This is a genomic window from Methylocystis sp. B8 (genome assembly GCF_005771425.1).
GTDB lineage: Bacteria > Pseudomonadota > Alphaproteobacteria > Rhizobiales > Beijerinckiaceae > Methylocystis.
Window position 1 is genome coordinate 79,672 of record NZ_VBTZ01000005.1, and the last position, 12,273, is coordinate 91,944.

Below are 12,273 nucleotides of genomic sequence, written 5' to 3' on the forward strand. Positions count from 1 at the left end.
GCTTCTAGATGCTCTCCCAAATTCGCCCGGCGATCGTCATGATCGGTCTCTTCACCGCGCTCACCGGATTGGTCTATCCGCTCGCGATCACCGGCGTCGCTCAACTCGCGATGCCGACGCAAGCGAATGGAAGCCTGATCGAAGGCGATGGAACGGTCATCGGCTCGACGCTGATCGGGCAGAACTTCGTGTCCGATCGCTACTTCCATGGTCGGCCTTCGGCGACGACCGCCCCCGATCCTGCTGATCCTTCAAAAACGACCGACGCGCCCTATAACGCATCGAACTCGATGGGCTCCAATCTCGGACCGACCTCGAAAAAGCTCGTCGATCGCGTGAATGCTGCGATCGAAGCGGAGTTCGCCGCCGGTCGCATCGATGTCGTCGCGGCTGACGCCGTGACGACTTCCGCCTCCGGCCTCGATCCACATATTTCACCCCAGTTCGCGCTTGCCCAGGCGTCAGCCGTCGCCAAGGCGCGCAATCTCAGCGAGATGCAAGTGCGCGCCCTTGTCGAGGCGAATACCGAAGGGCGCGTTCTTGGCGTGATCGGCGAGCCGCGCGTAAATGTGCTCTTGCTCAACATGGCCCTTGATCGGCTAAAATGAGATGAAGCCCCAGAGGGTGGACGTCTTTGGCACGCGACGACGGAGATTTCGACCGCCGGCCTGACCCCGATGCTCTCCTTGCCCTGAGCGACAAGGAGAGCAAAGGAAAGCTACGCGTTTTCCTTGGCGCCGCGCCGGGGGTCGGCAAGACCTATGCGATGCTGGCGCGCGCGCAAGCCGCAAAGGCTGAGGGCGTCGATGTTGTCATAGGCGTGGCGGAAACCCATGGGCGCGTTGAGACGCAGGCGCTCGTCAATGGTCTCGAAACGCTCCCCCGCCGCAAATGCGAATATCGCGGTCGCATCATCGAAGAATTCGACATCGACGCGGCGCTCGCTCGAAAGCCTCAGCTCATCCTCGTCGACGAGCTGGCGCATACCAACGCGCCAGATAGCCGTCACCCCAAACGATGGCAGGATGTCGAAGAGCTGCTTGAAGCCGGCATCGACGTCTGGACGACGCTCAATGTCCAGCATCTTGAAAGTCTCGCCGACGTCGTATCGCGCGTCACCGGCGTCGCCGTGCGAGAAACCGTGCCGGATCGCGTCCTGCAGAACGCCACCGACGTCATCCTTGTCGACATTACGCCGGACGAACTGCTCCAGAGGCTGAAGGAGGGCAAGGTCTACGTTCCTGAGACCGCGAAGCGTGCGATTCAAAATTTCTTCACGCCACGCAATCTCACCGCCTTACGCGAACTTGCGCTGCGGCGTACGGCCGAGCGCGTCGACGACCAGATGGTCGACTTCCTTCGTCAAGGAGCGATCGAAGGACCATGGGCGACGGCGGAACGCCTGCTGGTTTGCGTTGGCCGCGATGCAACATCCGAAGCCGTGGTTCGCGCCGGCGCGCGACTCGCAACGGCCCTCAACGCCACATGGATCGCACTTTATGTCGAACGCGCCGGCCAGGAAGAACAATCTGCGGAGGTCGTGAGAAACGTCGACCGGGCGTTACGCCTCGCGGAGCGGCTTGGCGCCGAAGTCGCGCGCATCTCGGGAGACGATCTTGTAGACGAAGTGCTGCGTTTTGCGCGACGCGAAAATATTACGCAGATTGTGCTCGGCCGCTCGCAGGCTCGTCCTTTCTCCCGATTATTCCGGCGTTCGCTCACCGACGAAATTCTTCGGCAATCGACGGATATCGCCGTTCATGTCGTCGTCCAAGAGGATGGCGCGCTTGAAACCAGGCGTCGTCCCAAATTGCCGACCTTGTCGCAGGCGTGGCTTGGCGTCGGCGGCGCCGTCCTCGCGGTCACGATTACGGTTTTCATCGGCTATGCGCTCGACCGCTGGCTCGGCCTAGCCAATCCGTCGGTCATCTTCCTGCTTCCCGTCGTGCTTTGCGCTGCGCGCTTTGGGATGTGGTCTGCGATCGTCGCGGCCGTTCTCTCCTTTCTTGCCTGCGACTTCTTCTTTTTCGATCCGCGTTATCAGCTCACAATCTCGGAACCGCAGGAATTCCTTTCGCTGCTCGTTGCCCTGGTCGTCGCCGTGATCACAGGAATGCTCGCAAGCAAAATGCGCGATTATGCGCAAAACATGCGGCAGCGGTCCCAAGCCGTGCAGTCGCTGTTCGAATTTTCTCGCAAGCTGTCGACGATAACGACGCTTGAGGACATTCTCTGGGTTTCTGCCCTGCAAATTCAGAAAGCCGGCGAAGCATCCTGTGTCGTGATGCTGATGCCGGAAGATATCGGGCTGAGAGTCGCGGCCGCCTGGCCGCCGGTCGATGAAATGGACGCCGGCGAACTCGCCGCCGCCCGATGGGCACTCGAAAAAAACGAGCCCGCCGGATGGCGGACCGATACGCTGCCCAATGTACGCTTTCAGTTCAGACCTCTCGCGACGGCGCGAGGCGTCGTCGCCGTTTGCGGAATCGAACCCAAGACGCCTGACGAGCCGCTCTCCGCCGCGTCGGAAAGCACGATCTCATCGCTCATTGAACAGACGGCGATCGCGATCGACCGATCGATGCTTGTCGGAGAATCCGTCAAGGCGGCGGCTTTGGAAGAGAATGAAAAACTGCGGACCATTCTTTTGTCCGCCCTGTCGCATGATCTGCGCACGCCGCTAACCTCGATCACCGGCGCGGTCACGAGCCTGCGCGAGCTCGGCGAGAAGCTTTCGCCCGAGGATCGCAAGGACCTACTCCTGTCGATCGAAGAAGAGACCGGGCGCCTCTCTCGTTTCATCGCCAATATGCTCGATATGTCTCGCATTGAATCGGGCGCGATCTCGCCAGGGAGCGATCTCGTCAATGTGGCCGAGGTGATCCGCAATGTCCTCGAGAGATCCAAAAAAACTTTTCCCGGCAAGGATACCTCAATCAGCATCGCTCCTGACTTGCCGTCTATTCGTGGCGACGCCAATCTCCTCGGCCAGGTCCTCTTCAATCTGATCGACAATGCGCATAAATATGGCGGACCGACCGGCGCGATCATTCATGCCCGGCGCGAAGGCGGCGACGTCGTCATCACCATAACTGATGAGGGGCCCGGCGTGAAATCCGCGGACCTCGAGCGCATCTTCGAGAAATTTTATCGCAGCGGGCGCATTGACGGCCGTAAGGCCGGAACCGGGCTCGGCCTCTCGATCTGCCGCGGACTCGTTAAGGCCATGGGTGGAACCATTGTCGCGCAAAGCCCCGCCGTCCGCCGCAGAGGAACGAGGATTGTCATGCGTTTCCCCGCCCCGAGCGAGTCGAAGCAGGGCGTGGCGGCATGAGCGGCGCGAGCATTCTCGTCGTCGACGATGAACCGCAAATACAGCGCGTCTTGCGGCCTTCCTTGACGGCGAGCGGCTATGAGGTTCTCGAAGCGGCGACAGGCCGCGAGGCGCTCGCGGCTGTATCCGCGAATTCTCCCGATCTCGTCATCCTCGACCTTGGTCTTCCCGATATGGACGGCAAGGAAGTTTTGCGAAAGCTGCGAATCCTCACGCGAACGCCGGTGATCGTTCTCTCGGCGCGCGACCGTGAATCGGAAAAGATTGCGGCGCTCGACCTCGGCGCGGATGACTATGTCGAAAAGCCATTCGCCATGGGAGAATTGCTGGCGCGCATGCGCACAGCGTTACGTCACTCACAGAGTGCGTCTTTGGAGTCAGACCACGTCGTCGCCAACGGTCTCGCCGTGAATGTTCAAAAGCGCATGGTCACAAAAAGCGGCGCGCCGGTGAAATTGACGCCCAAGGAATTTGATCTTCTGGCCTATCTCGCGCGACACGCCGGCCGGCCGCTGACGCATCGCGAAATCCTGAAAACAGTTTGGGGTCCGGCGCATCAGAACGACAGTCAATATCTGCGCGTGTTCATCGGCCAGCTGCGGGCGAAAATAGAAGACAACGCCGCGACGCCCAAAATCATTACGACGGAACCGGGCGTCGGCTATCGATTTATAACGTCTGAGTGACGATCTCTCGCCTGGCGCCTCAATAGGGCGAGAAAAACGGCGGCGCGAATGCGCGCGGAATAAACCCGAAAAGCTCCCGACCGAAGCGGCGTCTGGGCGGCGGCTCGGCGTATGGGCGCTCGCGAACATCGCCCAAAATTTCACCCTTTTCCGTGACCACAACCCACCGACCTGCGCGCTCGCGGAGCGCCACCACCCGGCCAGCGCCCGGCACGATTTCGCCCGGCTCGACCCCGATCATTCCGCCGTCATATTCGACGAGCGCCGCGCCATGATAGACGTCGCGCACCCTGTAGCCGCTCAAGACCTTTGACGTCGGCGGGGCCATTTCGCTGGGCGTCACGCCAACTTTGGCGGTTTCATTCTTGGCTGCGCGAGGCACTTTGGTCTCGGCTTTTTCGGAGGGAGACGGCGCGAGGGCAGCTTGCGTTGCGCTTGCGGCAGGCTTGCTTTCGATGGATGAGGGCTGCGGGGCGACAGCTTGCGCGCTGACCTTTTCAGCTTCTTGCCGCTTCTCCACGGCATCCAGTTTTGTGCGCAACTCGCGCACTTCGTCTTGAAGAGCGGCGACTCGACGCTTCGTCGCTTCGTCCGGCGCCGCCGTGGTCACCTGTTTTGGCGACTCGGCAGAGGTTTTTTGCGCGATCGCTTCTTTTGGATGGTCGGACCCATAAAAGCGCGCGCCCGCGACCGCGGCGAGACCAACGATCGCGACGATCAGACCATAGCGGAGCCGCCGACGCCCACTCCGATCGATCACGATCTCTATCGGCAGGCTTGACGGCGCGGCCTTCTTTGTCGGCTGCGAAGGCTCCGGCGGAATAATCAGCTCGTTCATGCGTAGAAATCCTAATTTTGGACCGACGCGAAGCCTTTACCGATGCGCCTGAATCGCGGCGAAATGGAGTCGAAGCGATAAATCGTTCCTTACAAAAGCTTAATTTGGCGTTTGCGGGCGCGGACATACATGGGGCCTAACCGTCCACCCCATCGAGGCCCGTCGTGCGTAAACAACTTCTCACCATGATGTCCGTAGCGATGTTCGCTGCGGCCGGTCTCTCAGGGACCGCCCTTGCCGAACCGCCTGCAACCGATCAGCCTGCTAAGGCTGAGGATCACGGTTTCTCTCCAGAAGACCGCGCCGCGTTCCTAGACGCCCGGATCGCGGCGTTAAAAGCTGGCCTGAAGCTCACTCCGGCCCAGGAAAAAGCGTGGCCCGCGCTCGAAGCCGCTTTGCGCGACGTCGGTAAGGCGCGCGCGGATCGCGCGGCCGACTGGCGCGAAAAATGGGAAGACATTCGCGAGCATCACAATGTTATTGAAGGCCTGCGGCTGCGTTCCCAGGGACTTGCGACACGCGGCGCAGAGCTCGGCAAGCTCGCGGACGCAGCAAAACCGCTCTTCGACAGTCTCGACGAAGCGCAAAAGCATCGTTTCGGCGTTCTTCTCTTCCATGTCTTGAAGCCGCATGGACATGGCCACTGGGCAATGCACGGCGATCATTGATAGAGGCGATGGCTGGGCGCGGGCAGGAAACATCGATCTTGCGCGCGCCCGCCGAATCTCCGGATAGCGCCAAGCGGCGTTACATTCCCCACTCCACAAGGGCCCTCTCGGCCACCCCTACATCGTTTCTTATCCTGTAAATTGTTTGCCGCGTCAGGCCGCTCGCGACAGCTATCATGCCGATGCGTGTCCCCTGAGCGAGCATGTCGCGGACCGCGTTGAACTGCTCTCGCGAGTAGCTCGGTTTCCGACCTCGATATTTGTTCGCGTTATTCGCCTTCGCGTGTTCGATCCCCGCCCGCTGCGCCTCCTTCGTGGCTTCCGCTTGGGCTTGGTCCGTCGCCGCCATGAACGCAATCAGCGCGTCCCGCACGGCTTGCTGCACGGGGTCCGCGGTCGCGCCGTCAAAGGTCAGTCCATTGATGACTGTCCGAACGATGACGCCCCGGCGCATGAACTCTCGAATGGCGTCCGTTGCGTCGGCGTAGCTGCGCCCTAATCGATCAACCCAACGGACCACCAGCGTATCGCCTGAGCGCAACATATCGAACAGGCGACGACCTTGCGCTCGCTCTGCAAGGCGAACGCGGACGCCGGAGACGCCCTCATCCCAAACAACCTGGTCGATGGCGAACCCGGCCGCGCTGGCCTGCGCCTCTTGGTCCGCAATTGTCTGGCTCAAGGTTGAGGCGCGGGCGTATAGGATCGTGCTCAAGCATGCGACTCCTTGTCCGTTAGGATAGCGTCCGCACATTCATATGTCCGTTAGCCTATGTCAAACCTTACGGACACATTGAAATTTGCCGTTTCGCAATGTCTGTTTAGATATACCCTTACGGACACCTTCCATCATTTAGGCCGATTATTCCGCAAGAGTTGCTTGGCTTCCCATCCGCCCGGCTGATAAAATCCACGCCTCGGCTAAGCCTCTTCCCGCGCCATCCGTAACGAGTAGCCTGGAGTTTCTGCGTCATGTCTGACGACAGTCACGACGACATTCTTAATTTGACCGATCCGGCGGAATACGCCGACGCGGTCTCTCAGCGTACGATGGCGTTTTGCCATTTGGCTAAGCTGGCCGATAGCGTTCAGGATGAGACCGTCAAGGAACTCTGCGTGACGATGCTGCGCAAACTCAATTCCAGCATGCGGGCGCCTGCCGCGGCCGAACTGCGCTCGATTGAAGGCGCGTCGAGAAACTAGGGACGCGCTGCGCCATAATCCAGAGACAAACGTTACATCTCTGTGAGCCGGTCGACGGCGCGGCCATCGGCTAGCGATCAAGAGCGTCGCGCCTTCGCCAGTCTTGTGTTGCGGCGGGAACGCAGAAAGCCAAATCAATTCAGGAAGCGCAGATAGCAAACGGCTATCACATTGTTTGGTGCCCAGGAGAGGACTCGAACCTCCACGGCTTTCACCACTGGTACCTGAAACCAGCGCGTCTACCAATTCCGCCACCTGGGCATCGCGCCCGTCTCATAGGGGCGGCGGACGCTCCCTGTCAATGCGCGCCTTGACCAAAAACGCCGGACCGGCCTGCGCGGAACGCCGCGCTTCCTCGCGCATTTCCTTCGTCGTCAAATTTCGCTAGAGCGTTGGCGACCATTTCACCGGCGGGAGCCGGCGCGGCGCAAGCGGAGCACATCTCGATGATCGGCGACAATAACCTGACCATTGGCGCGGGACGCGTGGTGACGGTATTCGGCGGCTCTGGCTTCGTCGGCCGTCATGTCGTGCGCGCCTTAGCGCGCGATGGCTGGCGCGTGCGCGTCGCCTGCCGGCGGCCTGACCTCGCCTTCTATCTCCAGCCGCTCGGCCGCGTCGGCCAGGTGATGGCGGTGCAGGCCAATGTGCGCCATCCGGAGTCGATCAAGGCGGCTCTGCGCGGCGCATCCGCCGTCGTCAATCTTGTCGGTATTCTCGCCGAAACCGGCGCGCAGAAATTTGCGACCGTGCAGGCAGGCGGCGCGCACGTCATCGCCGAAGCGGCGAAAGAGGCCGGCATCGACAATGTCGTGCATATTTCCGCAATCGGCGCCGACCCGGAATCTCGCTCGGCCTATGGCCGCAGCAAGGCGGAAGGCGAAGCGGCCATGCTCGCGGAGATTCCTTCCGCGGTCATCCTGCGTCCATCGATCATCTTCGGACCGGAAGATGATTTCTTCAACCGCTTCGCGACGATGGCGCGCTACTTTCCCGTCGTGCCGATCGTCGGCGCCAATACCAAATTCCAACCGGTCTATGTGGGCGACGTCGCTCACGCCGTCGCGACCGCGCTTGCGGGGCGCGCTAAGGCTGGCGCCGTTTATGAGCTCGGCGGCCCCGAGGTTAAAAGCTTCGCGGACATCATCGACTATGCCCTTAAGGTCGCGCAGCGCGAGCGCCGAGTCCTGAAACTTTCCTTCGGCTTCGGCAAACTCATGGCCGTCGTGACGCAAATGCTGACGAAACTTTCCTTGGGCCTCTTCCCGAAACTCTTGCGCATGACGCGAGATCAAGTCGAGCTGCTGAAGCACGACAATGTCGTCAGCGAGGCGGCGAAGGTTGAAGGGCGCACGCTTCAAAGCCTCGGCGTCTGTGATCCGCAATCGATCGAATCGATCGTGCCGACCTATCTCTACCGCTATCGCAAGGTCGGACAGTATCAGACGCAGCGAATGGGCGAATCCGTCTAGCGTTGAGCTAGCGCCGATCGCCAAACTGCGCCGTTCCCTCGCGAAGCCCTGGCGATAGCATCCGATGGATGCGCGTCATGAAGGCGACGGCAAAGAGCGGCGTCAGCACGTTCAGTCCCGGCGTCGCCACAAAAACGGCGATGAACAGTCCGGCCACGAACAGCCATGGCGCATGGCGGCGGCGCATTTCCTCTGATTCTTGCAGCGATCGAAAACGCGTCGAGGCGAAAAGAAAATATTCGCGGCCGAAGAGATAGGCGTTGGCGATAAGAAACGCCGCCGCGTTTATTCCCGGCACGAAGAGCAGCAGCAGCGCGAAGAAATTGACGATCGCCGATACGCCGGCGAAGCGCAGCGCCATGAACATCGCCTGAGTCGCAGGAATGGCGCGGCCGCGCCGCCCCGGCGGATAGAGGTCCGCTTCGACATGGTCGGCGAGATCGTCAAGGAACAGTCCTGAAACCAGCACGGAGACCGGGGCGATGAGAAACGCCATCAGGAAGAACAGTCCCGCGCCCGTCGCATAGGCCAAAGCCGTCTGCAGCCAGGGATGATCGACCATCACAAAGGACATGGCGAGCTTGTCGAGGCCGACCCAGGCCAACGCAAGCAACAGGAAGGTCATTCCCAGACTTTTGACGAGGACCGCGCGGAACGGCGGCGTCACGATCTGACGCAGAGCCGCCAAAGCGGCGTTGAACATTTCGGTCATTGGGATTCGATCATCGCGAGTGGATCATGGGATCGCGCACGCCGGGCGCGTTGCGCTCACCGTGCAGATGGCGTCTTGCGTCGAGCGACGCAAGCGCCGCTCACCCATATCGGCCGGCGTTATTTGCTTAAATACGCGCCGAGATTTTCGAGACCTTTCTCGAATTGATCGCCAATCATCTTATCGCGGCTCATGAAGATGTTCATGGCCCTGCTCATGAAGCTGGCGTCGCCGGACATGCTCCACACGACATGAGTTTTACGGGCTGCTGACTCGCCGCCAAAACCAAGCGCGCGCGCCAGCCATCGACCTTCGGTGAATTCGCCGTCAGGCGCCAGAAAAAAGGTCACGTCGTTCGCCGCCGCAAAAGGCTTGCGCATATCGAGCTTCAGGTCGACGCGCTCGCTTGGCAGGCTGTCCACGATCGTCAAACGCCCCGCGCCGACCTTCTTGTCGCCGGACCATTCGAAAGCCGCGCCGGGACCCGTTGTGGGCCCTTCGTAATGGGTTTCAGCATTTGGATCGAGCTTCGCCCAAGGCGACCATGACTCCCAATTGCGCAGATTGTTGATCGCCGCGAAGACTTGGCGCGGCGGCGCATTGATGACAGCCTCTCGCCGCACGATGAAGCTATTGGGCTGGAGAAATATGGCCAATGCAAGCAAAGCCGCAGCGTAGCAAATGACGATAAATAGCATTCCGGCCATAAATCTCCTCCAATGCCTGTGCGATTAAGAACTCGCGATGAAACTAGCGCGCCGGGCTCGAGCTTCAAACGACCTGAATCAGCTCAGACGGACGCGCTTCCTCGACACGAAAATTTGCTTCGCCGCCGCGCGCCGCCGCGGCGATGAAGAAACCGCCGCGACGCCATTGCGCCAGGGCGTAAGTCTCCTCTGATTCGCTGCTAACGGCGAGCGGCGACAGGCTGACGACAAAGCTGTCGAGTCCGCGCGCCAATCCCCGCCCATCGGCCTTTAGCACGGCTTCCTTGAGGGTCCAGATCGCGAAGAAAACTTCGCTCTGCGACGCCGGATCAAACTTGGAGCGCACGAGCGCCGCTTCTTCTGGCGCAAAAAATCGCTCCGCCACTTTCAAGGCGTCTCGGGGCTTCGCAAATGACTCGACGTCGACGCCAACGTCGTACCCTTGCGCGATCGCCACAGCGACCATGCCGCGCGTATGCGAGAGGCTGAAGTCGAGGCCGACGGGCGGCGAAAACAGAAAGGGCTTGCCGTGAGACGTCGCGCCGAAACGCCATTCGGCGGGCGCGATTCCCTTAGCGCGGTCAGAGAGGCGCGCGCGCAGCAGAGCATGCGCGGCGACATAGGCGCGTCGATCGGCCTCAAACGCAAAACGCGCAGCCCGCACTGTTTCAGCTTCGTCGAGGAGCGCCGCAAGCCTTGGCCATTCATCGTCGCCGATCGCCGCGAGGTCGATGAATGAAACATCGACGAAGGCGGTGAAACTTTTTTCAGTGGCGTCGGCCGGCGTCAGGAGACCCCGAGCTTCTTTTGAAGATTGGTCGAGGACGTCGTGTATTGGAACAGGAGCTTCTTGTCGGGATAGACGTAACGATGGGCCTTCTGCGCAGCAAGCGCGGCCTCGTGGAAGCCCGAAAGAATGAGCTTCAACTTTCCGGGGTAATAATTGATATCGCCGACGGCGAAAATGCCGGGATGACTCGTCTCGAATTTCTCGGTGTCGACGGGAATGAGATTTTCATTGAGCTGAAGTCCCCAATCGGCGACGGGACCAAGCTTCATGGTGAGGCCGAAGAACGGCATCAACCGTTCGCAGGCGAGCTTTTCTTCGACGCCGTCATTGCCCTTGAGAGTCGCGCTGACCATCTCGCCGTCTTCGCCTTCGACGGTAGCGATCTGGCCGAGCCTGAAGTCGATCTTGCCCGCCGCCACAAGCTCCTGCATCGCCGTGACGGAATGCGGCGCGGCGCGGAACTGGTCGCGACGATGAACGAGCGTCAGCTTTTTCGCCACCGGCTGCAAATTGAGCGTCCAGTCGAGCGCCGAGTCGCCGCCGCCAACGATCACGACGTTCTTGTCGCGAAAGTCTTCCATACGGCGCACGGCGTAAAACACCGACTTGCCTTCATAAGATTCGATCTTCGGGATCGGCGGCTTTTTGGGCTGAAACGATCCGCCGCCCGCGGCGACGAAGACGACTTTGGCGTGGAAGATCTTCCCCGAGTCGGTGCTCAGACGGAATTCAGGTTTTTCTGCCGTTCCAAGCGGCGTGAGCGTCTCGACCATTTCATTGAAGTGAAAGGTCGGACGAAAGGGCTCGATCTGCTTTAAGAGATTGTCGGTCAGCTCCTGGCCGGTGCAAACCGGGAGACCGGGAATGTCGTAGATCGGCTTTTCGGGATAGAGCTCGGAACATTGGCCGCCGGCGCGCGGCAGAATGTCGATGACATGCGCCTTAATGTCCAGGAGGCCGAGTTCGAACACCGAGAAAAGACCCGCCGGACCGGCGCCGACGATGACGACATCGGTTTCGATCGCGGCTTCTTTAAGTTGGTTCATGGTCAATTCCCGGTAAGCCTCAAAGCCTTGAAGAGGAAAGACGCCTATGCTCTGGCGTCGCGAGCCGGCGCTCCCGCTTGGACGCTTCTTGCGCCCGCCGCTCTTCAAAATTCAGCGCCGTCCCTGTCGTCTATCGCATTTGTCGAGAGATTCAAACCCGCGCAGTTTAGAAGACTTACGCGTCACCCCTGCTGGGCGGGGGTCGTCACGACGAGCCCTTCGAGCTCCGGCCTGACGGTGATCTGACAGCAAAGCCGCGAATTCGGTTTCACGTCAAAGGCGAAGTCGAGCATATCCTCTTCCATCTGCGACGCTTTGCCGGTCTTTTCAGTCCAGTTTTCATCGACATAGACGTGACAGGTGGCGCAGGCGCAGGCGCCGCCGCACTCCGCGGCGATCTCCGGAATGTCGTTACGACGCGCGGTCTCCATCACCGTCGAGCCGACCTCGCCTTCAACGGTGCGGGCCTGGCCCTGCGAATCCACGAAGGTGATCTTGACCTTTGTCGGCGCGCCGCCACCCGGTTCGGCGCCATAGCGGGTCGCAGCATCCTCAAAGCTCATCTTCGCCATGACGCCTGTCTCTTCCTCATCCATGCTGGTTCTTGCCGCGCTTTCCCGATTGTGATCGAGCCGAACGCCGCAGGCCATTGTTCTTACGCGGCGCGCCCAAGTCGCCGTTCAGTTAGCACCCGCCTGTTTGCTGCGCTAGCCCCTCTCGGATGCGCGCGACCCTAGGCCACATTCAATGTGATTCGATGGCGCAGCGCCCAGAGAGGCGCGCCGCAAAATCCCTAGTTTCGCGTTAGGAAGGCGTT

At 60.7% G+C, this 12,273-nt stretch carries 13 protein-coding genes and 1 tRNA gene; 6 read left to right on the forward strand and 8 right to left on the reverse strand.

The window, feature by feature from the left end; genetic code table 11:
• The first annotated feature begins 8 nt into the window (after window positions 1-8).
• Genes kdpC through FEV16_RS10265 form a run of 3 tightly spaced genes read left to right on the forward strand, consistent with a single transcriptional unit; the run spans window position 9 to window position 4,020 of the window.
• Window positions 9-608, forward strand: coding sequence for a potassium-transporting ATPase subunit KdpC (gene kdpC / locus FEV16_RS10255; RefSeq protein ID WP_138167538.1), 600 nt, complete (start codon window positions 9-11; stop codon window positions 606-608).
• A 26-nt stretch (window positions 609-634) separates the two neighbouring features.
• Window positions 635-3,334: a sensor histidine kinase KdpD gene (locus FEV16_RS10260; RefSeq protein WP_138167539.1), complete on the forward strand. Its 2,700-nt coding sequence runs from the start codon at window positions 635-637 to the stop codon at window positions 3,332-3,334.
• Entirely contained in the window at window positions 3,331-4,020 is a 690-nt protein-coding gene (locus tag FEV16_RS10265) for a response regulator transcription factor (RefSeq protein ID WP_138167540.1), read from the forward strand. Before FEV16_RS10260 ends, FEV16_RS10265 begins: the two co-directional genes overlap by 4 nt.
• 19 nt (window positions 4,021-4,039) lie before the next feature.
• On the opposite strand, the gene FEV16_RS10270 is transcribed toward FEV16_RS10265, so the two are convergent.
• Window positions 4,040-4,858, reverse strand: a complete 819-nt coding sequence (locus FEV16_RS10270) for a hypothetical protein (RefSeq protein ID WP_138167541.1) — start codon at window positions 4,856-4,858, stop codon at window positions 4,040-4,042.
• A gap of 164 nt (window positions 4,859-5,022) precedes the next feature.
• On the opposite strand from FEV16_RS10270, the gene FEV16_RS10275 reads away from it, so the two are divergent.
• The gene (locus tag FEV16_RS10275; RefSeq protein WP_246657267.1) at window positions 5,023-5,526 is read left to right on the forward strand and encodes a Spy/CpxP family protein refolding chaperone; all 504 of its coding nucleotides are present in this window, start codon (window positions 5,023-5,025) and stop codon (window positions 5,524-5,526) included.
• Window positions 5,527-5,605: 79 nt separating this feature from the next.
• Here the strand turns inward: FEV16_RS10275 and FEV16_RS10280 are convergent, their stop codons facing one another.
• Window positions 5,606-6,241, reverse strand: a complete 636-nt coding sequence (locus tag FEV16_RS10280) for a recombinase family protein (RefSeq protein ID WP_138167542.1) — start codon at window positions 6,239-6,241, stop codon at window positions 5,606-5,608.
• 257 nt (window positions 6,242-6,498) lie between these two features.
• On the opposite strand from FEV16_RS10280, the gene FEV16_RS10285 reads away from it, so the two are divergent.
• Window positions 6,499-6,729, forward strand: a complete 231-nt coding sequence (locus tag FEV16_RS10285; RefSeq protein ID WP_138167543.1) for a hypothetical protein — start codon at window positions 6,499-6,501, stop codon at window positions 6,727-6,729.
• Between the two features lie 176 nt (window positions 6,730-6,905).
• On the opposite strand, the gene FEV16_RS10290 is transcribed toward FEV16_RS10285, so the two are convergent.
• Window positions 6,906-6,990: transfer RNA gene (locus tag FEV16_RS10290), tRNA-Leu, on the reverse strand.
• A gap of 185 nt (window positions 6,991-7,175) precedes the next feature.
• On the opposite strand from FEV16_RS10290, the gene FEV16_RS10295 reads away from it, so the two are divergent.
• On the forward strand, window positions 7,176-8,201 hold the full coding sequence (locus FEV16_RS10295; protein WP_138167676.1) for a complex I NDUFA9 subunit family protein: 1,026 nt from the start codon (window positions 7,176-7,178) through the stop codon (window positions 8,199-8,201).
• A 7-nt stretch (window positions 8,202-8,208) separates the two neighbouring features.
• Here FEV16_RS10295 and FEV16_RS10300 read toward each other — a convergent pair whose 3' ends face one another.
• The 5 genes from FEV16_RS10300 to FEV16_RS10320 form a co-directional block, all read right to left on the reverse strand.
• Window positions 8,209-8,913 carry a sulfate transporter family protein gene (locus FEV16_RS10300; RefSeq protein ID WP_138167544.1) on the reverse strand — a complete coding sequence of 235 codons (705 nt, stop codon included), beginning with the start codon at window positions 8,911-8,913 and terminating at the stop codon, window positions 8,209-8,211.
• 119 nt (window positions 8,914-9,032) lie between these two features.
• The gene (locus FEV16_RS10305) at window positions 9,033-9,620 is read right to left on the reverse strand and encodes an SRPBCC family protein (protein ID WP_138167545.1); all 588 of its coding nucleotides are present in this window, start codon (window positions 9,618-9,620) and stop codon (window positions 9,033-9,035) included.
• 64 nt (window positions 9,621-9,684) lie between these two features.
• On the reverse strand, window positions 9,685-10,284 hold the full coding sequence (locus FEV16_RS10310; protein ID WP_246657268.1) for a 4'-phosphopantetheinyl transferase superfamily protein: 600 nt from the start codon (window positions 10,282-10,284) through the stop codon (window positions 9,685-9,687).
• A 122-nt stretch (window positions 10,285-10,406) separates the two neighbouring features.
• A complete protein-coding gene (locus tag FEV16_RS10315; RefSeq protein ID WP_138167547.1) occupies window positions 10,407-11,456 on the reverse strand; it encodes an NAD(P)/FAD-dependent oxidoreductase in 1,050 nt (349 codons plus the stop codon).
• A gap of 182 nt (window positions 11,457-11,638) precedes the next feature.
• Complete coding sequence (locus tag FEV16_RS10320) at window positions 11,639-12,028, reverse strand: 2Fe-2S iron-sulfur cluster-binding protein (protein ID WP_246657281.1); 390 nt, start codon at window positions 12,026-12,028, stop codon at window positions 11,639-11,641.
• Between the last annotated feature and the right edge of the window lie 245 nt (window positions 12,029-12,273).

Coding starts and splice junctions, on each gene's coding strand:
- FEV16_RS10305 (WP_138167545.1), bottom strand. CDS start 9,620: ATGGCCGGAATGCTATTTATCGTCATTTGCTACGCTGCGGCTTTGCTT.
- FEV16_RS10300 (WP_138167544.1), bottom strand. CDS start 8,913: ATGACCGAAATGTTCAACGCCGCTTTGGCGGCTCTGCGTCAGATCGTG.
- FEV16_RS10285 (WP_138167543.1), top strand. CDS start 6,499: ATGTCTGACGACAGTCACGACGACATTCTTAATTTGACCGATCCGGCG.
- kdpC (WP_138167538.1), top strand. CDS start 9: ATGCTCTCCCAAATTCGCCCGGCGATCGTCATGATCGGTCTCTTCACC.
- FEV16_RS10315 (WP_138167547.1), bottom strand. CDS start 11,456: ATGAACCAACTTAAAGAAGCCGCGATCGAAACCGATGTCGTCATCGTC.
- FEV16_RS10265 (WP_138167540.1), top strand. CDS start 3,331: ATGAGCGGCGCGAGCATTCTCGTCGTCGACGATGAACCGCAAATACAG.
- FEV16_RS10270 (WP_138167541.1), bottom strand. CDS start 4,858: ATGAACGAGCTGATTATTCCGCCGGAGCCTTCGCAGCCGACAAAGAAG.
- FEV16_RS10295 (WP_138167676.1), top strand. CDS start 7,176: ATGATCGGCGACAATAACCTGACCATTGGCGCGGGACGCGTGGTGACG.
- FEV16_RS10320 (WP_246657281.1), bottom strand. CDS start 12,028: ATGGCGAAGATGAGCTTTGAGGATGCTGCGACCCGCTATGGCGCCGAA.